At 72.5% G+C, this 22,672-nt stretch carries 20 protein-coding genes and 1 pseudogene; 10 read left to right on the forward strand and 11 right to left on the reverse strand.

Translation table 11 applies throughout. The annotated features are described in order from the left end of the window. Positions 1 to 144 precede the first annotated feature (144 nt). Complete coding sequence (locus ACWIHY_RS30390) at positions 145 to 891, forward strand: hypothetical protein (RefSeq protein WP_454379181.1); 747 nt, start codon at positions 145 to 147, stop codon at positions 889 to 891. Between the two features lie 50 nt (positions 892 to 941). On the opposite strand, the gene ACWIHY_RS30395 is transcribed toward ACWIHY_RS30390, so the two are convergent. From ACWIHY_RS30395 to ACWIHY_RS30405, 3 genes are all read right to left on the reverse strand, one after another. After that, positions 942 to 1,775, reverse strand: a complete 834-nt coding sequence (locus ACWIHY_RS30395) for an enoyl-CoA hydratase/isomerase family protein (RefSeq protein ID WP_454379182.1) — start codon at positions 1,773 to 1,775, stop codon at positions 942 to 944. A gap of 244 nt (positions 1,776 to 2,019) precedes the next feature. Further along, on the reverse strand, positions 2,020 to 4,254 hold the full coding sequence (locus ACWIHY_RS30400) for an acetate--CoA ligase family protein (RefSeq protein WP_454379183.1): 2,235 nt from the start codon (positions 4,252 to 4,254) through the stop codon (positions 2,020 to 2,022). A 280-nt stretch (positions 4,255 to 4,534) separates the two neighbouring features. Continuing rightward, positions 4,535 to 5,446: a sigma-70 family RNA polymerase sigma factor gene (locus ACWIHY_RS30405; protein WP_454379184.1), complete on the reverse strand. Its 912-nt coding sequence runs from the start codon at positions 5,444 to 5,446 to the stop codon at positions 4,535 to 4,537. Between the two features lie 75 nt (positions 5,447 to 5,521). Here ACWIHY_RS30405 and ACWIHY_RS30410 point away from each other — a divergent pair, with 75 nt between their 5' ends. Further along, positions 5,522 to 5,977 carry a carboxymuconolactone decarboxylase family protein gene (locus tag ACWIHY_RS30410; protein WP_454379185.1) on the forward strand — a complete coding sequence of 152 codons (456 nt, stop codon included), beginning with the start codon at positions 5,522 to 5,524 and terminating at the stop codon, positions 5,975 to 5,977. Positions 5,978 to 6,024: 47 nt separating this feature from the next. Here ACWIHY_RS30410 and ACWIHY_RS30415 read toward each other — a convergent pair whose 3' ends face one another. After that, positions 6,025 to 7,194 (reverse strand): flavin-containing monooxygenase, encoded by a 1,170-nt coding sequence (locus ACWIHY_RS30415; RefSeq protein WP_454379186.1) that lies wholly within the window; start codon positions 7,192 to 7,194, stop codon positions 6,025 to 6,027. A 167-nt stretch (positions 7,195 to 7,361) separates the two neighbouring features. Between ACWIHY_RS30415 and ACWIHY_RS30420 the strand changes: the two genes are divergently transcribed. Next, positions 7,362 to 7,814, forward strand: a complete 453-nt coding sequence (locus tag ACWIHY_RS30420; protein ID WP_454379187.1) for a DoxX family protein — start codon at positions 7,362 to 7,364, stop codon at positions 7,812 to 7,814. Beyond that, positions 7,811 to 8,254, forward strand: a complete 444-nt coding sequence (locus ACWIHY_RS30425) for a Zn-ribbon domain-containing OB-fold protein (protein ID WP_454379188.1) — start codon at positions 7,811 to 7,813, stop codon at positions 8,252 to 8,254. Before ACWIHY_RS30420 ends, ACWIHY_RS30425 begins: the two co-directional genes overlap by 4 nt. A 27-nt stretch (positions 8,255 to 8,281) precedes the next feature. On the opposite strand, the gene ACWIHY_RS30430 is transcribed toward ACWIHY_RS30425, so the two are convergent. Together ACWIHY_RS30430 and ACWIHY_RS30435 are read right to left on the reverse strand one after the other, a co-directional pair. Further along, the gene (locus tag ACWIHY_RS30430; RefSeq protein WP_454379189.1) at positions 8,282 to 8,935 is read right to left on the reverse strand and encodes a pyridoxine/pyridoxamine 5'-phosphate oxidase; all 654 of its coding nucleotides are present in this window, start codon (positions 8,933 to 8,935) and stop codon (positions 8,282 to 8,284) included. A 73-nt stretch (positions 8,936 to 9,008) separates the two neighbouring features. Then, positions 9,009 to 10,184 carry a thiolase C-terminal domain-containing protein gene (locus ACWIHY_RS30435; RefSeq protein WP_454379190.1) on the reverse strand — a complete coding sequence of 392 codons (1,176 nt, stop codon included), beginning with the start codon at positions 10,182 to 10,184 and terminating at the stop codon, positions 9,009 to 9,011. A gap of 129 nt (positions 10,185 to 10,313) precedes the next feature. Here ACWIHY_RS30435 and ACWIHY_RS30440 point away from each other — a divergent pair, with 129 nt between their 5' ends. Further along, entirely contained in the window at positions 10,314 to 11,534 is a 1,221-nt protein-coding gene (locus ACWIHY_RS30440; RefSeq protein WP_454379191.1) for an acyl-CoA dehydrogenase family protein, read from the forward strand. Next, entirely contained in the window at positions 11,534 to 12,016 is a 483-nt protein-coding gene (locus ACWIHY_RS30445) for a nitroreductase family deazaflavin-dependent oxidoreductase (protein ID WP_454379192.1), read from the forward strand. Before ACWIHY_RS30440 ends, ACWIHY_RS30445 begins: the two co-directional genes overlap by 1 nt. 98 nt (positions 12,017 to 12,114) lie before the next feature. Here the strand turns inward: ACWIHY_RS30445 and ACWIHY_RS30450 are convergent, their stop codons facing one another. Then, on the reverse strand, positions 12,115 to 12,762 hold the full coding sequence (locus ACWIHY_RS30450; protein WP_454379193.1) for a TetR family transcriptional regulator: 648 nt from the start codon (positions 12,760 to 12,762) through the stop codon (positions 12,115 to 12,117). 302 nt (positions 12,763 to 13,064) lie between these two features. On the opposite strand from ACWIHY_RS30450, the pseudogene ACWIHY_RS30455 reads away from it, so the two are divergent. Both ACWIHY_RS30455 and ACWIHY_RS30460 read left to right on the forward strand, forming a co-directional pair. Further along, a pseudogene (locus ACWIHY_RS30455) lies at positions 13,065 to 13,862 on the forward strand (VOC family protein); the annotation flags it as partial. Positions 13,863 to 14,414: 552 nt separating this feature from the next. Next, a complete protein-coding gene (locus ACWIHY_RS30460) occupies positions 14,415 to 16,925 on the forward strand; it encodes an outer membrane protein assembly factor BamB family protein (RefSeq protein ID WP_454379194.1) in 2,511 nt (836 codons plus the stop codon). 83 nt (positions 16,926 to 17,008) lie between these two features. Here the strand turns inward: ACWIHY_RS30460 and ACWIHY_RS30465 are convergent, their stop codons facing one another. Then, on the reverse strand, positions 17,009 to 17,590 hold the full coding sequence (locus ACWIHY_RS30465; RefSeq protein WP_454379195.1) for a hypothetical protein: 582 nt from the start codon (positions 17,588 to 17,590) through the stop codon (positions 17,009 to 17,011). Between the two features lie 197 nt (positions 17,591 to 17,787). Here ACWIHY_RS30465 and ACWIHY_RS30470 point away from each other — a divergent pair, with 197 nt between their 5' ends. Continuing rightward, positions 17,788 to 18,408: a hypothetical protein gene (locus ACWIHY_RS30470; protein ID WP_454379196.1), complete on the forward strand. Its 621-nt coding sequence runs from the start codon at positions 17,788 to 17,790 to the stop codon at positions 18,406 to 18,408. A gap of 15 nt (positions 18,409 to 18,423) precedes the next feature. On the opposite strand, the gene ACWIHY_RS30475 is transcribed toward ACWIHY_RS30470, so the two are convergent. From ACWIHY_RS30475 to ACWIHY_RS30485, 3 genes are read right to left on the reverse strand one after another with little or no spacing between them, the layout of a single operon-like run. Next, positions 18,424 to 19,209 (reverse strand): enoyl-CoA hydratase/isomerase family protein, encoded by a 786-nt coding sequence (locus ACWIHY_RS30475; protein ID WP_454379197.1) that lies wholly within the window; start codon positions 19,207 to 19,209, stop codon positions 18,424 to 18,426. Then, entirely contained in the window at positions 19,206 to 19,673 is a 468-nt protein-coding gene (locus tag ACWIHY_RS30480) for a Zn-ribbon domain-containing OB-fold protein (RefSeq protein WP_454379198.1), read from the reverse strand. Before ACWIHY_RS30480 ends, ACWIHY_RS30475 begins: the two co-directional genes overlap by 4 nt. A gap of 3 nt (positions 19,674 to 19,676) precedes the next feature. Then, a complete protein-coding gene (locus tag ACWIHY_RS30485; RefSeq protein WP_454379199.1) occupies positions 19,677 to 20,825 on the reverse strand; it encodes a lipid-transfer protein in 1,149 nt (382 codons plus the stop codon). A gap of 107 nt (positions 20,826 to 20,932) precedes the next feature. On the opposite strand from ACWIHY_RS30485, the gene ACWIHY_RS30490 reads away from it, so the two are divergent. After that, positions 20,933 to 22,546: a FadD3 family acyl-CoA ligase gene (locus ACWIHY_RS30490; RefSeq protein ID WP_454379200.1), complete on the forward strand. Its 1,614-nt coding sequence runs from the start codon at positions 20,933 to 20,935 to the stop codon at positions 22,544 to 22,546. The last annotated feature ends 126 nt before the right edge of the window (positions 22,547 to 22,672 follow it).

The following is a 22,672-nucleotide window of genomic DNA, read 5'->3' on the forward strand; positions in this document are numbered from 1 at the left end:
GACCGTCAGATGGGAAGGGTGCGCCCCTGCCGCGCCCGGCTGCCGCAACCCCGGCGGGGCGGCAGCGTCCGTGGTGACGAGAGGGGTGCGGGATGAGGGTGTGGCGCAGGGCGGCGGCGGGCTGGCCTGGCCCTGATCGGGGAAGTGCTGGTCCTGGCCTGGGCCATGGCGGTGGCCGGGCCGCGTGCGAGTCCGTACGAGAGCGACTACGGGGCGGCGCTGTCGGCGGTGCTGCGTGCCGGAGCCCTGCCAGGGGCCGTGGGCACGCTCGCGGTGCTCGGCGGGCTGTGGTGGGTGACGGCCGACCCCAGGACGGGCAGGTCCTATCGGGGTGCGCCGGTGGTGTATGTCCCCGTCGTGGCGGCGGCAGGCGCGCTGCTCCGGCCGGCGCCGTATCTGCCGTACGGCGAGGCCTGGGTGATCCTCTGCGTGGCCTTCGCGGTACCGGCCGCGGCGGCATGGGCGGCGGCGGGACGGGTGCGGCGCGGGGGAGCGGTCGCGGCGGGCGTGGGGCCGGCGTGCGTGTCGTGGCTGCTGGTGCCGACGGTGGAGGCGCTCCACGTACCGCCGTACTTCACCGCCCGGGACTTCACCGGGAGCTGGATCGAGGCGGGTGCGGGCAAGGGCGCGTTCCTCGTGGTGGACACGGACGGTACGTACACGGTGCGCCGGGGCGACTGCCGGGAGCGCGGCACGTGGCGGACCGCGAGCGGCCCGGACGAGCGGCTGACCCTGCGCATGCGGCGCGGCGGCGATTGCGAGGCGTGTGTGCCGGGGGCGGGCGAGGTGCTGCGGACGGGGGACCATGACGACTCGCCCACCGTGCACTTCACGCCGGGCGGTGCGACCGGGGGCGGCAGCCTGGCGGAGCTGGTGGTGTACCGGGACTGACGTGCGGCGGGGCGCCGGGGTGGGGGTTGGGGTGAGGGCTGGCTGCGGACCTAGAGGCCCCGGTACTTGGGCGTGCGCCGCTCCACGAAGCTCGACACGCCCTCGTTCGCGTCGACCGTCGTCATGTTGATCTCCTGGGCGGATGCCTCGGCGGCGAAGGCGGTCGCTCGGTCGACGTCGAGGGAGGCGTTGACCAACTGCTTGGCGAGCGCGATCGAACGGGTCGGGCCACCCGCCAGGCGCTCGGCCCAGGCGCGGGCGGTCCCGGTCAGTTCCGCGTCCGGCACCACACGGTTGACCAGGCCCATCCGCTCAGCTTCGGCGGCCGGGACCGCGTCGCCGAAGAACATCAGCTCCTTGGCGCGCTGCGGGCCGACGAGGCGGGGCAGCAGGTACGCACCTCCGCCGTCCGGGACCAGGCCGCGTCGTACGAAGACTTCGATGAACGTGGCGGACTGGGCGGCCAGTACGAGATCGCACGCGAACGCGAGGTGGGCACCGATGCCGGCGGCGGTGCCGTTCACGGCGGCGATCACCGGCTTCTCGCAGTCCAGGACGGCGCTGACGAGCCGCTGCGCGCCGAGTCGGATCGTACGGGCGACGTCCCCGGCCACCCGGTCCCCGCCGCTGCCGGCCGAAGCTCCGCGCAGGTCCGCGCCCGCGCAGAATCCCTTGCCGGTGGCGGTGATGACGACGGCGCGCACGGCGGGGTCGGCGGATGCGGCGGCGAGCAGCGAGACGACCCGGTCGCGCTGGTGGGGGGTGAGGGCGTTCATGGCGGCGGGGCGGTTGAGGGTGATCCACGAGACGTTGTTGTCCGTGGCGTGCCGGATCGATTGATCGGGGGAGTCGTCGCCGGGGGCGAGGGGGGAGTCGGTCGTCATGGGCGGGCTCCTGGTGGGTGGGGTGGGGTGGGCTGGGGTTGCGGCGCGTGTGCGGGTTGCGGGGGGCCGGGCGGTGCGGGTTGGCTGCGGCGCTGTTCCCGCTACCCGCCCCTTCCCGAACCGGGGCAGGCCCCGGACCACGGGCGCCCTGCGGGCGTGTCCTCGAACGCGGGACGGGCCGAACGCTTGCCGTACCTTCCGGGGAAAGCCCCGCGCAGCGGAACCGCCCCCGCCGCCGCCCACCTCACCGGCACACGGCCAACGCGTCCAGTGCCACCGCCCCCTGCCCGCGCGGCAGGATCATCAGGGGGTTGATGTCCAGTTCCGACAGGTCGTCGCCCAGTTCCAGGGCCATCCGCTGGACCCGCAGCACGACCTCCACCAATGCGTCCACATCGGCCGGGGGCGCCCCCCGTACGCCCTCCAGCAACGCGTGACCGCGCAGTTCGGCGAGCATGGCCCGCGCCTGGTCCTCGCCGAACGGCGGCACCCGCACCGACGCGTCGCGGAGCACCTCCACCAGTACGCCGCCGAGCCCCACCGTCACCGTCGGCCCGAACAACGCGTCCTGCGTCACCCCGACCATCATCTCGACGCCCCGCTCCACCATCTGGCACACCAGGACGCCGTCCAGCTGGATCCCCTCGTACCGCGCGATGTCCGTCAGCTCGCGGTACGCGTCGCGGATCTGGCTGGCGGAGGTCAGGCCGACCTTCACCAGGCCCAGCTCGCTCTTGTGCGCGAGCCGCGGGCCGGACGCCTTCATCACCACCGGGTAGCCGACGAGCCCCGCCGCCCGGACCGCCGCCGCCGCGCTGGTCACCAGCTGTTCGCGGGGTACGCGGATGCCGTACGCCCGCAGGAGCTGCTTCGCCGCGTGCTCGCTCAGCTGCTCGCCGGGGCGCATCAGGGCCTGCGCCTTGCGGAAGGAGGGGGACGGCGTGCGCGGGGCGTCGTCGAAGGGGGAGCGGTAGCAAGCCGTGAAGCGGTGATGGGCCAGGTAGGCGCGGACGGCGGAGATGCAGTTGCCGAAGGTGCGGAAGGTGGCGACCCGCGACGATCCGAGCAGCGTCTCGCGGTACGCCGACTCCGTCCCGACCGGCGAACCCCACACCACGCACACCAGCTTGTCCGTCGCCTCGGCCGCGTCGGCCAGGTCCTGGGCCAGCCTGTCGCTCATCGGGGGGAAGGGGCCGGTGATCGGGCAGATGAGGACGCCCACCGCCGGGTCGGCCAGAATGGCGTCGATGATTTTGCGGCCGCGCCAGTCGCCGACCGGGTGGCCGCCGTTGTCGACGGGGTTCGAGACGCTCAGGTAGTCGGGTATCCACTCGTGCAGTTCGGCCTGCCTGGCCGCCGGGAGCTCCGGCAGCCGCAGTCCCGCCGCCGTCGCCAGGTCCGCGAAGTGCGCGCCCGTGCCGCCCGAGATCGAGTAGACGACGACCCCGTCGGCCACCGGCTTCCGCGCCCGCGCCAACAGGGCCGCTGTGTCCTGGAGTTCGTCTAGTCCATCGACCCGGATCACTCCGAACTGGCGCATCGCCGCGTCCACCACTTCGTCTGCGCCGGTGAGTTTGCCGGTGTGCGAGGCGGCCGTCCGGGCGCCCCGTTCCGTACGTCCCACCTTGACCGCGACGACCGGCACCCGTGCCCGCGCGGCCCGGTCGGCGGCGAGCAGGAAGGAACGGCCGTCCTTGAGGCCCTCGACGTAGCACGCGATGGCCCCGACCTCCGGCTGCTGGGCGAAGTACGAGATGAAGTCGGCGGTCTCCAGGTCGGCCTCGTTGCCGGTGGGCGCCCAGTGGGAGAGGCGTATGCCGAGCTCCTGGAGCGCGTGCAGGGGGCGGCCCTGGTGGCCGGACTGGGTGATGAGGGCGATGGCGGGACCTTCGAGGTCGTCGCGGAACCTCTCGAAGGCGTTGAGGTTGGTGTTCGGCCCGAGCAGCCGTACGCCGGACCGCTCGACCGCGGCGGCCAGCCGCGTCTGGGCGGCGGCGCCTGCCTCGCCCGTCTCGGCGAAGCCGGACGCGAAGGCCACGGCGAACCTGACCTTGGCCTCGCCGAGTTCCCCGACCACCGGGACGGGATCGCCGACCAGCAGCACGGCCAGGTCGACCTGCTCGGGCAGGTCGCGGACGGAGGGCACGCAGGGCAGCCCGAAGACGGACGCGCGCGTGGGGTGGACGGGGTGCAGTCGGGCGCCGACCCGCTCGGCCCAGGCGATCAGCTGCCGGGTGATGCCGGTGTTGGGCCTGCCCTCCGCGTCGGAGGCGCCTACGACGGCCACCGACCCGGGCCGGAAGAACCGGTCGAGGTCGGGGACGGCGGCGTGCAGCGGCCGGCCGCTGACGTCGAGGTCTCCGGCCGCGGTCGCGGCGGGGGTCGCCGTGTCGTGGACGGCGGCGTGGGGAGCCTCCCCGCAGGCCACGACGCGGGCGCGGAGATCGGTGGTCAGGGTGCCGTGGGTAGATCCAAGCATGTCTCAGCCCGCTCCTGCTCGTCGGCCAACGTAACTGACGCGTAGTCAGATTACTGAACTGACGGCGCGTCAGGAACAGTCCGGCGGGCAAAGCCTGCGGGCGAGCGGGGGCGGTGTGCGGGGACGGGCACGGAAAGCCGCGCTCGTCCCCGCACCCAGTCCTACCCGGGTCGGAGCTTCGTCAAGACCCCTGAAGGCGCCCTGGAGACCTGGAAGCCCCCTGAAGGCCCCTGGCAACGCGTGAAGACCCGTGAAGACCCGTGAGACCGCGCGACCCGTGTCAGTCGTCGAGGGTGGGCAGCGCGAGTCGGCTCAGACGATCGCGGTCGGCCAGGATGTTCATCTCGGCGATCTTCCCCGCCCTGATCGTGAGGTGCGTGATCGAGTACGCCTCCCCGTCCAGCACCGTGACGACCCCGATCGTCCCGTTGACGAGCACCGGCCGTGCGTACGGGGAGAACCGGGAGAACATGAGCGCCTGCTCGACCACGGCCCGCGCACCCCGGGCCACCCTGGACGCGAAGAGGGTCCCCGCGGTCCCGGGCGTCACGGCGCCGGCGTCGGCCCGCAGGACGACGTCCGGGTCCAGGAGCGAGAGCAGTGCCTCGAAGTCGCCCCCGCGCGAGGCGGCGAGGAAGGCGTCGACGACCTGCCGCTGACGGCCGAGGTCGGCCTCCGGCGGCGGCGACCCCTGGACCCGGCGCCGGGCCCGGCTCGCCAGCTGCCGGGTCGCGGCCGGGGTGCGCTCGACGACGGGGGCGATGTCGTCGAAGGGCACGGCGAACATGTCGTGCAGGACGAACGCGAGCCGCTCGGCGGGCGGGAGCGAGTCCAGCACGACCAGGAGCGCGAGGCCGACGGAGTCGGCGAGCAGCGCCTGGTGCTCGGGATCGGCCTTGTCGGCCCGGCCGACCACGGGGTCCGGCACATGTGCGTACTCGTGTACGTCAAAGGGGTCCTCGCGCCGTGACGTGCGCGAACGCAGCATGTCCAGGCACACCCGCCCCACCACGGTCGTGAGCCAGCCGCCGAGGTTCGCGACCTCGGTGGTGTCGGAGCGGCTGAGCTTCAGCCATGCCTCCTGGACGGCGTCGTCCGCCTCGCTCAGCGAGCCCAGCATCCGGTAGGCGACAGCGCGCAGGTGCCCGCGATGGGCCTCGAAGCGCTCCGCCAGAAAGTCGTGGTCGTCCATCGGTCACATTCCTCGCGCGAGTTCCGTCAGTGCAGTAACGAACCAAATAACGAACAAACATGAAGGAGAACAATCATGCAGGCACGGATGCCGAACCCCGCCGTGGTCATCCCCGAGGCCATGCCCGCGATCCTCGGCGTGCTCAAGGCCGCGAGGAAGGGCGGCGTACCGGAGGGGACGCTGGAGCTGGTGCACCTGCGGGCGAGCCAGATCAACGGCTGCGGGGTGTGCGTCGACGGCGGCGTGCGCAGCGCGCGGAAGGCGGGAGAGAGCGACGAGCGCCTCTTCGCCGTGGCGGCCTGGCGGGAGACGCCCTACTTCACCGACGCCGAACGCGCCGCACTGGCCCTTTCGGAGGCCGCCACCCGCCTGAGCGACCGGGCGGAGCCGGTGCCGGACGACATCTGGGACGAGGCCGCCCGGCACTACGACGAGAAGCAGCTCGCGAGCCTCGTGCTCTACATCGGCGTGACGAACCTCTTCAACCGCCTGAACGCCACCACGAAGCAGGTGGCGGGGGCCGGTTGGTAGACGGGTGACGGCCAACGGGCGACGGCCACCCCTGGGCGCGCGGTCGCTCAGCGGGCGCCCCGGTGACCGGCCGCGATCCTCTTGGCGATCTTCCGTGCGTCGATGGCCAGTTCGCGGAACATGCCGCTGATCGGGTTCGTGAACCCCGTGAAGTACAGGCCCGGCGCCTTCGGCGGGGTGCGCGCGCCGTGCACCACCGGCCGGCCCCGGCCGTCCAGCACCCCGAGGTGGCCCACCAGGCCGTCCAGGGCGCGCCGGTAGCCGGTGGCCGCGACCACCGCCTGCGGCGAGATCCGGGTGCCGTCCGCCAGTACGACCTCGTCCTCGTCGAAGGACACGACCGCCGCCACCGGTTCCACCGCTCCCCGCTTGACGGCGTCCACCAGCCCCACGTCCTGCACCGGGATCGCCCCCTCCCTGACCCGGGAGTAGAGCCCGGTGCCGGGACGCGGCAGGCCCCGGGCCGAGAGGTCGGGGACCGACAGCCGGCACATCAGGTCACCGGCGCGGTCCACCAGTCGGACCGGGAGGCGGCGTACGAGAATGCCGGTGGCCTGCGCGGGCCAGCCGGCCGTCGAGCGGCGCACTATGTGCGGCACGGTGCGCACGGCCAGGCGTACGCGCGCCGCGCCCCCCTCCACCAGGTCCACCGCGATCTCGGCGCCGGTGTTGCCCGTGCCGACGACCAGGACGTCCTTGCCCTCGTACGGGAGTGGGGCGCGGTACCGCCCGGCGTGCACGAACTCCCCGGTGTACGTGTCGCGGCCGGGCCACTCGGGGACGTACGGCGTGTGGTTGTAGCCCGTCGCGACCACCACCGCCGAGCAGGTGAGCCGGCGGCCGCCGGTGGCGTGCAGCAGCCAGCCGCCGTCCTCGCCGGATGCCGGCCCGGTGCGCTCGATACGGGAGACCTCGACCCCCGTGACGATCTCCAGCTCGTGGTGCTCGGCGTACTTCTCCAGATACCGCACCACGTCGTCCCGCGCCACCCACCGCCCGAAGGCGCGCGGCATCGGCAGTCCCGGCAGGCCCGACAGGCGCCGGGTCGTGTGCAGGCGCAGCCGGTCGTAGTGGGCGCGCCAGGAGGCCCCGACGGAGTCGGACTTCTCCAGTACGACGGCGCGTATGCCCCGCTCGCGCAGTGCTGCCGCGGCGGCGAGTCCGCCGGGCCCGGCGCCGATGACGTAGACGGGGTGGTCGGTAGTGGTATTGGCCATGATTCGTCAGCCTAATGACGGAAGTTGTTGATGGGTCTCGGTCAAGACCGAAATCGGTTGCGAAACGGTCACGGACAGTCGCCGGGTCGTACCTCTTGCGCGCGGCCTGTCTCATCAGTTGAACTGACGTACCGTCAGATCTGCTGGGTGAAGGTGGGTGGAGCGGAATGCGGACCCTCTGGCTCGACGGCGCGCAATGGCTCGCCGTCCTGCGTATCGGCCTCGGCCTGTGGTGGCTGGAAAGCTGGCGCCACAAGGACAAGAAGGGCTGGTTCGAGCGCGGTACGGGCATCGCCTGGGCGGCGGACGTCGCCGGGAAACACACCTGGCCCGCGGTGAAGCGCGGCTTCGACACCGTGGTCGCGCCCCGCCCCAAAGTGATGGCGTACGTCGTCGTGTACGCCGAACTTGCCCTCGGGCTGGGCCTGGTGACCGGGTTCCTCACTCCGGTCGCGCTGGTCGCGGGCCTGCTCCTGAACCTCCTCTACCTCGTCCTGATGATCCATGACTGGGCCGAGCAGGGGCAGAACGCCATGATGGCGCTGATCTCGCTCGTCGCCCTCTTCGCCATGTCCTGGCAGACCTGGTCCCTCGACCACGCGATCGGACTGTTCCTGTGAGTGCGAGCCCCGCGAGTGCGAGCGAAGGCGCGCTCGGCGCGGCGACGCCCGACATCGACGCGTTCACCCGTCCCTACTGGGACGCCGCCGCCGAAGGCCGTCTGCTGCTGCGCCGCTGCCGGGGCTGCGCCAGGCCCCACCACTACCCGCGCGAGTTCTGCCCGTACTGCTGGAGCGAGGACGTCGCCTGGGAGCGGGCGAGCGGCCGGGCCACGCTCTACACCTGGTCGGTCGTCCACCGCAACGACCTGCCGCCCTTCGGTGAACGCGTGCCGTACGTCGCGGCGGTGGTCGACCTCGCCGAAGGGCCGCGCATGATGACGGAAGTCGTCGGCTGCGGGGAGGCGGACCTCCGGATCGGCATGGGTCTGGAGGCCGCCTTCCGGGAATGGGGCGGGCATGCGGTGCCCGTCTTCCGGCCCGCCGCCGGGAGGGGGTAGGAACCCGGCGACGCGCACGCGGGCCGCCTATGGCCAGAGCAGCTCCCTCGCCCACTCTCCGGCGCCGTCCCGCCGGTACCGCAGCCGCACGTGCCGGCGCATGTCGTCCCCCTGGAAGAACTCCACCTCGGCGGGCTCGACGACGTACAGCGTCCAGGTCGGCGCGTCGGCCTCCGGGTCCTGCCGCGCCCGCTCCCAGGCGGCCTGCGACGCGTGCACCAACTGCTCGTACGCCGGCAGTACGTCGCTCTGTCGGCCCACCAGCGCGGAGGCGAGCGCCCCGGTCGACCGCGCGTGCAGATCGGCCAGGCTCTCCGCCCGCGACCCGGTGGCCACCGAGCCCCTGATCCGCACCTGCCGGCCCTGCGCCGCCCAGTAGAACCCGAGCGCCGCGCGCGGGTGTGCGGCCAGCTGGCGGCCCTTCGCGCTGGTGGCGTGGGACGCGAAGTGCCAGCCGCGCGGGTCCGCGTCGTGCAGCATCAGCGTCCGTACGTCGGGGAGCCCGTCCTCGTCGACGGTCGCCAGGCTCATCGTGTGCGGCTCGGGCTGTCCGGCGGCGACGGCCTCGGCGAACCACTGGTGGAAGAGCGCGAGCGGCTCGGGCGGTGCGGCGGCGGTGTCGAAGGCGGGGAGGCCGGTGTCCCAGACGCGCTGGGTGCGGAGCAGGTCGTGGAAGCTCATCGGCCCATCCCACACCATTCCCGGTCGCGCGGGCCTGCCGGCTCAAGCGCTCACGGGCTACGGGCTGCCGCGCTCATGTGCGCCCGAGCACCACTGTCCCCGACGAGCAGAACCAGCCGCCCGTCCCCGACGCCACCGCCAGCTCGGGCATCCCGCCGTCCGCCCTGCGGACCTGGCCCTCGCCCGCCTCGCCACGCAGTTGCCGCACCGCTTCCACCAGCAGGAACAGCCCCCGCATGCCGGGGTGGCAGGCGGACAGTCCACCGCCGTCGGTGTTCACCGGCAGTCCGCCGTCGCGCAGCAGCCGGCCCTTCTCCACGAAGGCGCCGCCCTCGCCCTTCGGGCAGAAGCCGAGATCTTCCAGCGTCACCAGGGTCATGTAGGTGAAGGCGTCGTAGATCTCGGCGAGATCGATGTCCGAGGGGCGCACGCCAGCCCGCTCGAAGGCGAGGCGCCCGGAGACGGCCGCCGGGGAGACGGTGAAGTCGTCCCACTCGGACATGGTGGTGTGCGACACGGCGGTCCCGGAGCCCAGCACCCACACCGGAGTCTTCGCGGCATCCGGTACGTACTCCTGCGCCACCATCAGCACCGCGCAGCCGCCGTCGCTGCGGATGCAGCAGTGCAGCTTGGTGAAGGGGTCGGCGATCACCGGTCCGGAAAGCACGTCGTCCACGGTCACCGGGTCGCGGAACATCGCGTCGGGGTTCGTGGCCGCGTTCGCCCGCGCCTGGACGGCGACCTCGGCGAGCTGCTCCAGGGTCGTGCCGTACTCGTGCATGTGGCGGCGGGCCGCCATCGCGTACTTGGCGACGAGCGTGTGCCCGTACGGCACTTCGAACTGGAGCGGGCCACGCGCGCCGAAGGAGAGGTTCGAGGTGCGGCGCCGTGCCTTGATGTCGGCGCGGGCGGTCGAGCCGTACACCAGCAGTACGGCGTTGGCGTGGCCGGCGGCGATCGCGTCGGCGGCGTGTGCGGCCATGACTTCCCAGGTGGAGCCGCCGACGGTGGTCGAGTCGACCCAGGTCGGCCGCAGCCCCAGGTACTCGGCGACCTCGGCCGGGGCGAGCGTGCCGAGGCCGGCGGACGCGAAGCCGTCGATGACGGACCGGTCGAGGCCGGAGTCGGCGAGGGCGCGGCGGGCGGCCTGGGCGTGGAGGGCGTACGGGGTGGCGTCGTCGACGCGTCCGCAGTCGGAGAGGGCTGTGCCGACGATGGCTACCTTGCGGCGGGAGTGGGATGGCAGCATAAATCTGACGGTACATCAGATATACCCCTGCGGCTCCGGCCCGACGGGGAGGAAACCGTCCTGCGCACCCCTGTGCATCTCACCCCCTCACCCCTAACATGACGGCCCGTCAGATAGGGAGGGAGTTCCATGGACGCCGCTTTCACCGTGGAGCAGGACGAGATCCGGCGCACGCTGCGCGAGCTGCTGGCCAAGCGGAGCGGTCCCGACGAGGTGAAGTCGGCCGTACGGACCACCGCCGGGTACGACGCCGGCCTCTGGCGGCAGCTCGCCGAACAGATCGGGCTACCGGGTCTCACCCTCCCCACCGCGTACGGCGGAGTCGGCTGCGGGACCGTCGAACTCGCCCTCGCCTGCGAGGAAGCGGGCCGCGCGCTCCTGCCGTCACCGCTGCTCGCCACCGCCGTACTCGCCGCCCCGCTCATCGCCGCCCTCGGTACGGACGCCCAGCGCGCCGCCCTGCTCCCGCCCCTCGCCGACGGCGCGCTGACCGCCACCCTCGCCGTCCCCGGCGGGGCCCTCTCCGCCGCACTCGCCCTCACCGGGGACAACACCGGCGGCGAGTGGGCGGGCGGCGGCCGGTCCGGTGGCGTGCAGGCCCGGCGTGCGGCGTCCGACGAGCGGGACGGGACCTGGACCCTGTACGGGGAGGCGGCCCAGGTGCTCGACGGGCACAGCGCCGGCCTGCTGCTCGTCGCCGCCCACACGGGCGGGTTCGCGCGCAGCCGGACGTCGTTGTTCCTGGTGCGGGCCGACTCGCCCGGTCTGGTCCGCGTACGCCGGACCACCCTGGACGAGACCCGGCCGCAGGCCCGTATTCAACTGCGCTACACCCCAGGCGAGTTGCTGGGCGCCGACGACGCCGCCGATGTGCCCGGCGCGCTGGCGCAGGCCGGGCGTACCGCCGCCGTCGCGCTCGCCGCCGAAGCGGTCGGGGCCGCCGCGCAGGCGCTGGAGCGAACCGTCGACCACGTCAGGACCCGCGAACAGTTCGGACGACCGATCGGTTCCTTCCAGGCGGTCAAGCACCGGCTGGCGGACCTCTACGTGCAGGTGCAGGCGGCGCGCTCGGCGGCGTACTACGCGGCCTGGGACCCGGCCACCGGCGGCCTCGCGCTCGCGCAGGCCGTCGAGGCACTGCGTACGACGGCGGGGGAGGCCGTCCAGCTGCACGGCGGGATCGGTTTCACCTGGGAGCACGACGCGCACCTCTACTTCAAGCGGGCGGCGTCGGACGAGCTGCTGTTCGGTCCCGTCCACCGGCTGCGTGAACGCGCGGCGCAGGCCGCGGGGTTCTTCCGTACCGAAGGGGAAGCCGTGGGAGTGGCCGAGCCGGAGGTGACGGCCTGATGCCGCCCGGAGTACGCCTCATGCAGAAGCTGTCCTCGACCCGCACCTTCGCCAGGGTCGCGCCGCACTTCGTCCCGGCCATGGACCGCGCCGTCCACCGCCTCACCCGCGGCAGGGTGCTGCTGAGCGCCCGCATGCTGCCCGGCGTGATCCTCACGGCGAGGGGCGCCCGGAGCGGCGAGCCCCGCACCACGCCGCTTGCCTGCATGCCGGACGAGGCGAGCGGCAGCTGGATTCTGATCGGGAGCAACTTCGGCCGGCCGGGGCATCCCGCCTGGACGGCGAACCTGATGAAGCACCCGGACGCCCGGATCAGCCTGCAGGGCACGGACATCGAGGTCAGGGCGCGGCTGCTGCAGGGCGCCGAGCGGGAGGCGGTGTGGCAGGCGGTGCTGAAGTTCTGGCCGCCGTACGCGACGTACCAGGCGAGGGTGGAGCGGGAGATCCGGCTCTTCCGGCTGGAGGAGCGGCGAAGCCGCTGAAAATGCCGCAGCGGCGGACCGGTGTGGGGGGCCGCCGCTGCGTAGACAGGACTGGGGGCACTGCCTCCGGCGGGGGCGCGCGGTTCGAGGGCCGGGGCCTACTTCGTCGGCTTCTTGCCGGTGATGCCCAGATGCACCAACAGGGCCAGGTTGGGGCGGAGTTCGTTCTGCTTCACACCCCAGGTCTGGAACCCCTTCTGGTGCGAGGCGACCGCCGCCAGCATCGCGACGAGCGAGCCGGCCATCGCGGCGGGGCTGATGTCCTTGTCCACCTTGCCCTTGGACTGGAGCTCCTTCACCGTGTCCGTAAGGGAGTTGGTGACCGAGTTCAGGATTTTCATGCGGATCTTGTAGAACCGCTTGTCGCCCTCCGCGGCGCCGAGGTCGACAACCCGGAGGATGGCGTCGTTTTTGCGCCAGAAGTCGAGGAAGCCCTCGACAAGTTCCTCGGAGGTGGCCCAGCCCGCCTTGCCCACCCAGGAGCGGCCGGAGACGAGTTCGGTCAAACCGGCGCCCTCCTTGGCCATTTCTTCCGCGATTTCGAGGACGGCGCCCTCCACGTCAGGGAAGTACTGGTAGAACGTCGCGGGTGAAGTACCCGCCTTCCGGGCCACATCGATGACTTTGACGTCGCGGTAGGGCGAGGAGCTGAGCATCTCGCTGAGGCAGTCGAGCAGCTTCTGCCGCGTCGCCTGACCGCGTCGTCCGGCCACGCGGCCGTCGACGGTGCGTACTTGTCCTGTCATGCCGTCAGCTTACCGAGGGGTGATCGGAGCGCGATTCGGCCGACTGCAAATGGGGAACCGGCCAGCTGCCCCGGCCCGTCGCTCACCCGCTGTCACCCCGTCGACCGGCCCCGACCCGAATAGTCTTATCAACAGCCTGTGGACAACTTTGGTGGACAACCCGTGCGCGCCACGGCGTGACGTCCCGATAGGGGGTCAGTTGTTCGATTTGTTTCCCTGCGTGGAGCGCGGTGGCCCGTTAGCTTGAGTGTGACGGGCACCACACATCGCCCCTGCCCCGCGCGACGGAAGGATCCGGGCCCATGGCCGTAAATGCGGAAGGCGTGCCGTGCTGGGTCGATGTGACGCTGGACGACGTCGAAGCGGGCAAGCGTTTCTACGGTGGGCTGTTCGGCTGGACCTTCGAGGACCCCGGCATCGACGACCGGGCGAGATCGGGATGGTCGGGCAGGGCGGGGCAGACCGCCTTCGTCAACGCCCTCAGCGGCGGCAAGAAGGTGGCCGCTCTCGCACCCAAGCGTGACGGCCGTATGCCCACCGCCTGGGGCGTCTACTTCGCCACCGACGACGTGGTGGCGCTCGCCCGGCGGATCAGGGAGGCGGGCGGCCAGATGGTGACGGACCCGCTGCCCGTGCCCCCGCTCGGCGCGACGGCCGCGGCGGCCGACCCGGGCGGCGCTGTCTTCGGCCTCTGGCAGGCGGGCAGCCATGCCGGCTTCGAGAAGCGGGACCAGCCGGGTTCCTTCTGCTGGACCGAGGTCTACGCGCGCGACAAGGACCGGACCGACCCGTTCTACGAGACGGTCTTCGGCTTCCAGGGCTTCGACCTCGGCGAGGACGGCGAGGACTTCAGGACGTGGTCCCCGGCGGGCGCCGACCCCGGCCCCGACACGGCCATCGGTGGCCGCAGTGTCATGGGGGACGCGTTCCCGGTCGAGATGCCCGACCACTTCATGATCTATTTCGTGGTCGACGACTGCGACGGCGCCGCGTCGCGGGCCGAGGAGCTCGGCGGTCGCGTCCAGGCGCAGCCCTTCGATACGCCGTACGGCCGGATCGCGGTGCTCACCGACAATCAGGGCGCCACTTTCGCCGTGCTGGCAGAACTGACCGAATCGGCAGAACTGACCGAATCGGCCGAGCGGACCGAATCGGCCGAGCGGACCGAGTCGACCGAGCGGACCGAGTCGACCGACAGGGCCAAGCCGTCCGAACCGGCTGAGGCGGGTGACTCGGCTGGGGCGGGCGCTCCGGCCGACGGAGGCGGTTCGGGTGAAACTGCCGCACCTGCCGCACCTGCCGCACCTGCCGCGCCCGCTGAAGGCGCCGAAGCCCCCGACGCCGCCGAAGTCCCCGAGTCCGCCCAAACCGCCGAGTCCGGCGAACCCGCCGATCTGGCCGAAAGGGGCGAGGTCGCCGAGCGCCCCGACCCCGACGGCCCCCGCGAAAGCAAGACGTAGCAGGCCATCCGCGACATTTTACGCGTGTGTGGCCTGTCCGAATCCGGGTGAGACACCCCGGTCCGCCCCCGGGTTCGCCACCACCGCCTCCGACAGGAAGAATCAGGGTGCGCACCGCTGGGTGGTGCCCAGTGGTGAGACGCTTCACGGGGCTGTGTTTGCGGCCTCGTACGGGGAGGTGGCAGGCAAGTTATGGAGCAGCTGACGCAGCACGACCCGCGGCGGATCGGCCCGTTCGAGGTGCTGGCACGGCTCGGGGCCGGCGGCATGGGGCTGGTCTATCTCGCGCGGTCGGCGTCGGGCCGTCGCGTGGCGATCAAGACGGTAAGGACCGAGCTCGCCGAGGACCAGCTGTTCCGCGTCCGCTTCACGCGTGAGGTGGAGGCCGCTCGGGCGGTCAGCGGGTTCTACACGGCCGCCGTCGTGGACGCCGATCCGCGGGCTGCGGTGCCGTGGCTGGCCACGGCGTACGTACCCGCGCCCTCCCTCGAAGAAATAGTGAATGAATGCGGGCCGATGCCGGCCCAGGCGGTGCGCTGGCTGGCGGCGGGCATCGCCGAGGCGCTCCAGTCCATCCACGGGGCGGGCCTGGTCCACCGCGACCTCAAGCCGTCGAACGTCCTGGTGGTGGAGGACGGACCGCGCGTCATCGACTTCGGCATCGCCTCGGGCGTCTCCAACACGCGGCTGACCATGACCAACGTCGCCGTCGGTACGCCCGCCTACATGTCGCCGGAGCAGGCGCGCGACTCCCGCAGCGTGACGGGCGCCAGCGACATCTTCTCGCTCGGATCCACGCTCGTCTTCGCGGCCACCGGGCACGCGCCCTTCCACGGCGCGAACCCGGTCGAGACGGTCTTCATGCTGCTCCGGGAGGGCCCCGACACCGAGGGGCTGCCCGACGAGCTGCGTCCGCTGATCGAGTCGTGCATGCAGATGGAAGCGGTACGGCGGCCCAGTCCGGCCGACCTCCAGGCGCAGCTCTCGCCGCACCTCTTCGCGTCCGGTGAGGACGACAGCGGTACGGCGTCCGCGTGGCTGCCCGCACGGGCCACGGCGATGATCGAGCAGCGGCGGGGCGGGCGTCCCGCGCTGCCCAGTACGCCGAGTACGCCGCCGTCCCGGGCGCACTCCACGCCGCCGAGGCCGCCGGGCCCGCCGCCGTTCGCCCCGGTGGCGTCCCGGTCGGACGCCCCGGCGTCGGCTCCGTCCCCGTCCCCGGCGGCGGCGTACGCCGACGGGCACGCGCAACAGGGGGCGCACGCCGGCCGTCCGGCCCAGGGCGCCCATGCCGCGCAGGCCGGTGCGCACGCCGCCGTACGGCTGCCCGGCTCCAAGGTGCCGATCGGCCCGGGGCCGCGGGTGGCCGACGGGCGCACCGGCCACGCCGTGCACGCGCCGGGCGAGCAGGCCACGGGCTGGATCAGGCCCCCGGCCGGGCTGAGCGCGTCGGGGAACGGTGCGGACGCCGTCACCGGTGTCGTACCTCCGCCCGTGGCCGCCCCGCCGCCGCCGGCCATTCCGCCGCCGACGCAGTCGGCCGACGGCGCGGGGCCGTCCGGGGGATGGCGGCCGTGGCGCTTCCGCATGTCCAACGACGTGTGGGGCACGCCGGCCGTCGCGGGCGACCTCGTGTACGTCACCTCCTTCGAGGTGCACGCCCTCGACGTGGCCAGCGGACGGCGACAGTTCAAGACGCGTGACGTCGCCTGGGCGATGGCGGTCGCGGGCGGCCGCATCCATGCCTCCGACGGCCCCACGCTCTACGCGCTCGACGCCGCCGACGGCCAGGAGCGCTGGCGGCTCCAGACCGACGCGTGGGTCTACTCCCTCAAGGCCGAACGCGGCACCGTCGTGACCGGCACGCGCGGCGGCGGCGTCCAGGCCTGGGAGGCGTCCAACGGCCAGAAACTGTGGGAACTCACCGGTGCGCAGAGCGACTTCGAGACCCCGGAGGCCGGCCCCGCCGTACACGAGGACGCGGTGTACGTGTGGCAGGACGCGAGGCTGCGCGCACTGGACGCCCGTACCGGCATCGAGCGCTGGTCGTACCCGATCGGCGACGCGGCGTCCTGCGGCGGAGTCCCGCTGCGGCTGACGTCGGCGCCGGACGGCCATGTGTACGTAGCCGCCGGGACGCGTGTCCTCGCCATCGACGCGGTGAGCGGCCGGGTGCGGTGGCACTTCGAGGCCCCTGCGGTCTTCCTGAGCCCGCCCGCCTTCGCCCCGGGGCCGGCCGTCACGGGCGGTGGCATCTACCTGGCCGACTACCTCGGCACGGTGTACGCCCTGGACGCCTCCACCGGCAAGGACCGGTGGCGTATCGCCACGGAGTCCCGCCAGTCGATCGAGCCGGTGCTCGTCGCCGCGGGCAACATCCATGTGGGCAGCGGCAGCGCGCTCTACACCCTGGACGCGGTGACGGGCACCCCGAAGTGGCGCTTCGCGGCGGGTGGCGAGGTCGTGGGCGCGCCCGTGGTCTCGGACGGCCGTGTCCACTTCGGCTCGGCCGACCACTGCCTCTACACGCTGGACGCGACTGGCGGCCAGCTGCGCTGGAAGCTGGCGACGGGCGGTGAGATCACGGGGTCGCCGGTGGCGCAGGGCGGTGTGGTGTACGCGTGCAGCAAGGACCGGTGCGTGTACGCCCTGGACGCGGTGAAGGGCACGGCGACGGGCCGGACGTCGGGCACGCGGGCCTGAGGGGGCAGCGGCGTTCCGGAGTCCCTCGGCGGTGATCCGGAGGCCCCGCAGCGATGTCCGGCGGGGTGCGCAGCGGTGATCCGCTAGCGGTAGCGGTGGTCCGGCGGGGGCGGGCGGTCGTCCGGCCCGTCGGGGCCGCCCGGGCCCGGACTCCAGGGGTAGGGCTCGCCGGACCAGTCCTCCGGCACGGGTTCGTGCGCGTACTCCGGCTCGTGCCGGGGGTGCCGGTCGCCGTCCACGCGCCGGCGCCGTTGCCCGCGCCCGGGCATCACGGTGGCGGCCAGCAGGAGCAGTACGCCGCCGCCGAGCGCCAGCGCGACGCCGAGGTCCAGGCCGGTGCCGTCGCCGTCGACCGTGAGGCTGCCCAACGCCTGGCCCACGCGGACCATCCACAGCACGGTGAAGCCGAGGACGACGACCCCGGCGAGGGCGACCAGCAGCCGGGTACGGATCAGCAGCCCGATCACGGTCAGCAGGGCGGCGAAGGCGAACGGCAGCAGCAGCGATCCCGCGATCCCGGCCTCGCTGTCCGTGATGCCGCCGAACAGGTCGCCGATGCGGTACTCCCGCCCGAGACGACCGTCGTACCAGGTATGGAAGGGGCTCAGCACGGCGGCCGTCGCTCCGACGAGAGCGAGGATCCAGCCGAGGACGCTGCGGAACATCGGCGGCCTCCTTGCGGGTGGCTCTCGGTGACGACGCTACGCCCCGGGGGCGGCGGCTGCCAGTCGCGGAAGGGGCCGCCGCGGCGGCGCGATCGCCCGCCCGGCGCGCGTTTGCAGGCGTGTCGGGCGCCCCACTAGGGTGACGTGCGCTCGTCAATCGGGCGCCACAAATCTACGATTTCAACGGGGGTTGAAGCGTGCAGCTTCGCCATGTCCGCGCCATAGCCGTCTTCAGTATCGCTGTCGTCGCCCTTACCGGAGCACGTGGTTCCCGCGGTGGCAGCTGCGACGACAGCAGCGGCAGCAGCGGTGGCAGCAGCTTCGGCAGTTCGAGCAGCAGTAGCAGCACCAGCGGCGGTTCGAGCTACGACAGCTCCACGTCGAGCGGTTACACGAGCGGCGACACCACGAGCGGCAGCAGCACGACGAGTGGCAGCACCACCAGCGGCTACACCACCGGCAGCAGCAGCAGCACGAGCACCAGTGGCAGCACGACCAGTGGCTACACCTCGGGCAGCCGCGGCGACACGAACATCACGGACGTGCGGATCGACCGCTGCGAGTACGACCCGTCCCGTGGCATCGTCGCCGCGGTGAGCGCCACCAACAGCAGCTCGTCGGAGAACTACACCTACACCTTCACGGTGACGTTCACCGACCCGAGCGGTACGACCGTCGGCACGCGCCACCCCAGCATGCCCATGGTGCTCCCGGGCAGGACCGACAGGCTCGACGTCGCCACTCCCTACGTCGCCCAGGCGGGTGCGACCTCCGGCGGCAAGTGCACCCTCACCAACGTGCGGCGCATCTCCGGCTGACGCGACGCCGGACGCCTAGCGCGTACGGAAGCCGGGCCGGCGGGCGGCGAACAGCTCCGCCTGCCGGTCCGGCGGCAGATTCCCGAGCGCCACCAGATGCGGCGCCTGCGCCAGCGCCTGGCCGCGCGCCCCCTCCGTGGCCGCCCACACCGCCCGTACCGTGCCCTGTACGGCCTCCGTCGGACAGGAGGCGATCACCTCGGCCGCCCGCACGGCCGCCGCGACCTCCTCCCCGCTCGCGACGACTTCCGACACCAGCCCCGTCTCGTACGCCCGTCGCGCCGACACCCGTTCCGCCGTCCCCATCAGCGCCATCCGGGCGACCTCCCCGAACGGCATCCGCTGGGCCATGTGGATCGCCTCGTACGCGCTGACCATCCCGTACGTCGTATGCGGATCGAAGAACGTCGCGTCCTCGGCGGCGACGACGAACTCGGCCTCCCCCAGCAGATAGAACGCCCCGCCGCACGCCATCCCCCGTACCGCCGCGATCACCGGCTTCCACAGGTCGTTGGCCTTCGGCCCGATGGACAGCAGCGGATCGTCGATCGAGTACGGCGACGGCGGCTGAGGCACGTCCACCCCCCGGTCGATGCCGCTGCAGAACGCCCTGTCGCCGGCGCCGGTGAGCACGACGGCCCGTACGCTCTCGTCGAACCTGAACTCCCGCCAGACGGAAGCCAGTTGACCGGAAGTCTCCAGGTCGATGGCGTTCAGTCGCTCGGGACGGTCGATCGTGACGACCGCGACGCCGGTCTCCTTGTCGCGCTCGACACGGACACCGCCCGCGCCGGTTCTCACGGCCGCTCCAGCAGCCAGCGCGGCATCACCGGCAGCCCGCCCACGCCGTCGGTGAAGGCGACCTGCACCTTCGCACCGATGCGCAGCCTGGCCGGATCGACGGAGTCGAGGGCCGCGCAGGCTTCGGTGACGACGTTCCCGACGAGCCGGATGCGCGGGGCGTCGGCCAGTTCGACGACGACGGCGTTGTACGGGGCCTGCGCGGCGTACGCAGGCAGGAGTGGCGGGTGGGGCAGGACGTACGACCAGATCCGCCCCTTCCCGCTCATCAGCCGCCATTCGCTGTCGAAGGACCGGCAGTGCGGGCAGCACGGCCGGGGCGGAAAGCGCAGCTCGCCGCAACCGGGGGCGGCGCACGCCTGGACGCGGAGCTCGCCCCGGGCGGCGTACTCCCAGAAGGGGGCGCCGTCGTCGTCGACGACGGGGGCCAGCAGGCCGCCGGTACCGCTCTCTCTGTCGCTCATGTCTCAGCTCCTCAGCAGCAGGGCGGACGTCGGGACACCCTCGCCCGCCGTCACCAGGCAGGTGGCGGCTCCGGGGACTTGGGCGGTGCTGGTGCCGCGCAGTTGCTTGACGCCCTCGGTGATCAGGTTGAAGCCGTGGACGTACGCCTCGCTGAGCCCGCCGCCGCCGGTGTTGAGGGGCAGCCGCCCGCCGCTCTCCAGGGCGCCGCCTTCGGTGAAGGCCGCGCCTTCCCCCCGACCGCAGAAGCCGTAACCCTCCAGGGAGAGGGGGATCAGCGGGGTGAAGGCGTCGTAGATCTGCGCCACGTCGACGTCGTCCGGACCGAAGTCGGCCTGCTTCCACAGCTGGCGGGCGGCGGTCCACGCGGGGCCCGTCAGCGGGTCGTCGTTCCAGTAATTGACCATGCCGTGGTGCTGGGCGGGCAGTCCCTGGGCGGCGGAGTGGACGTAGACGGGCTTCTGCCGGCAGTCGCGGGCACGCTCGGCCGACACGATCACGCAGGCCAGTGCGCCGTCGGTCTCGAGACAGTTGTCGAAGAGGCACAACGGGTCGCTGATCCAGCGCGAGTTCATGTACATGTCGCGGGTCAGGGGCCGTTCGTACATCATCGCGGCCGGGTTCTGGTTGGCCCGGTTCCGGCAGGCGAGGGCCACGTTGAAGAGGTGGTCGCGGGTGGCGCCGTACTCGTGCATGTACCGGCGGGCCAGCATTCCGATCTCGTCGGCGGGGCGCAGGAGGCCGAAGGGGCGGGTCCACTGGGCGGGGGTGGGCAGCTGCACGGCGGTGTTCTTCCAGGGCCGCGGCCCCGACCCGCGCTTGCGGGACCGCCAGGCGACGCCGACGCTCGCCTGACCGGTGGCGATGGCCGCGGCGAGGTGGGCGACGGTGGCGCAGGACCCGCCGCCGCCGTACCCCGCTTTGGAGAAGAACGTGAGGTCACCGGCCCCGATGGACTTCGCCACCTCGACCTCGTCGGTCTCCTCCATCGTGTACGAGGCGAGAGCGTCGACCTCGGAGGGAGGGATGCCGGCGTCGTCGAGGGCGGTGAGGATGGCACGGCAGGCCAAAGTCTTTTCGGATTCGGGCAGTTGCTTGGCGAAGGGAGTCTGTCCCGTGCCGACTATCGCTGCCGCATCCTTGAGTGTCGCCACGTCGGGGCACCTCCGCGATGGTCATGACTGCTGACAGCGCGTCAGGCTACAGCTAATCTGACGGATAGTCAGCTAGTGCGTCGGCGTGCGGTGTGGGAGGGCTTGCTATGGGCGCAGCGAACGGCGGAGACGTCGAGTGGGGCAGCATCCCGGAGCTGGTGCGGAGTGCGGCCGAACGGTACGGCGAACGGGAGGCCGTGGTCGAGGGCCGCACCCGTGTCTCGTACGCCGGCCTCGGGGAGCGCGTCGAGCGTGCGGCGGCGGCGTGCATCGCGCGGGGGGTGGAGCCGGGCGACCGGGTCGCCGTGTGGGCGCCCAACACCCTGGACTGGATCGTGTCCGCACTCGGCGCGGTGACGGCGGGCGCGGTGCTCGTCCCGCTGAACACCCGCTTCAAGGGCCAGGAGGCGGCGTACGTCCTGCACCGCAGCCGGGCCAGGCTCCTCTTCGTCACGGGCACGTTCCTGGGCACGTCGTACGTCGCGTCCCTGCGCCGGGCGACGGCCGAGGGCCCCGGCTCCGGACCGCTGCCCGCCCTGCCGCACCTGGAGGAAGTGGTGGTGCTGGCGGACGACGCACCCGAGAACTTCAGCACCTGGAAGGACTTCCTGGCCCAGGGGGAGTCGGTGTCCTCGGCGGAGGTCCGCACGCGCGCGGCCGCCGTCGCCCCGTCCTCCGCCTCCGACATCATCTTCACGTCGGGCACGACGGGCCGGCCCAAGGGCGCGGTGATCACGCACGCGCAGACGCTGCGCGGCTACGCGATCTGGTCCGACCTGGCCGGTCTGCGCGAGGGCGACCGCTACCTGATCGTGAACCCCTTCTTCCACACCTTCGGCTACAAGGCGGGCATCATCGCCTGCCTGATGCGCGGCGCGACGATGGTCCCCCAGCCCGTCTTCAACGTGGACACGGTCCTGGCGAACATCGCCGCCGAACGCATCTCGGTCCTCCCGGGCCCGCCCACCCTCCACCAGTCACTTCTGGACCACCCGTCCCGGGACGCCCACGACCTCTCGGCGCTGCGCCTGGTGGTGACGGGGGCGGCGGTGGTCCCGCTCCAACTCGTGGAGCGCCTGCGCTCGGAGCTCCGCATCTCCACGGTCCTGACGGCGTACGGCCTGTCCGAGGCGTCCGGCATCGTCACGATGTGCCGGCGCGGCGATCCGCCGGAGACGATCGCCTCCACATCGGGCCGCGCGATCCCGGGCACGGAGATCCGCGTACTGGCGGACCCCGGCAGCCCGGGCGAGGTCCTGGTCCGGGGCTTCAACGTCATGCGGGAGTACTTCGAGGACGCGTCCGGGACGGCTGCCGCCATCACCCCGGACGGGTGGTTGCGTACTGGTGATGTCGGCGTACTGGACGAGGCCGGCAACCTGCGCATCACCGACCGGATCAAGGACATGTTCATCGTCGGCGGCTTCAACGCCTACCCGGCGGAGATCGAACAACTGCTGGGCCTGCACCCGGACGTGGCGGATGTCGCGGTGATCGGCATACCGGACGCGCGGCTGGGCGAGGTGGGCAAGGCCTACGCGGTCCGTCGGCCGCGCTCCACGCTCACGGCGGACGACCTGATCGTGTGGTCCCGCCGTGAGATGGCGAACTACAAGGTCCCCAGGGAGGTCGAGTTCGTCACCGACCTCCCGCGCAACGCGAGCGGCAAGGTCCTGAAGACGGAGCTGCGGGCCAGGACGCGGGAGCGCGGAGCGGTGTGACGAGGCCCCCCGCACACGAACGCGGCGGCGTACGCCGACGGGGTGTCGGAGTACGCCGCCTTCGGCGGGACGGGTTGCGGGAGGCGGCCCGCGCTGTCATGGCGGTTACTTCGGGTCGCGGTTGAA

It is taken from the genome of Streptomyces sp. NPDC055287 (assembly GCF_053646035.1).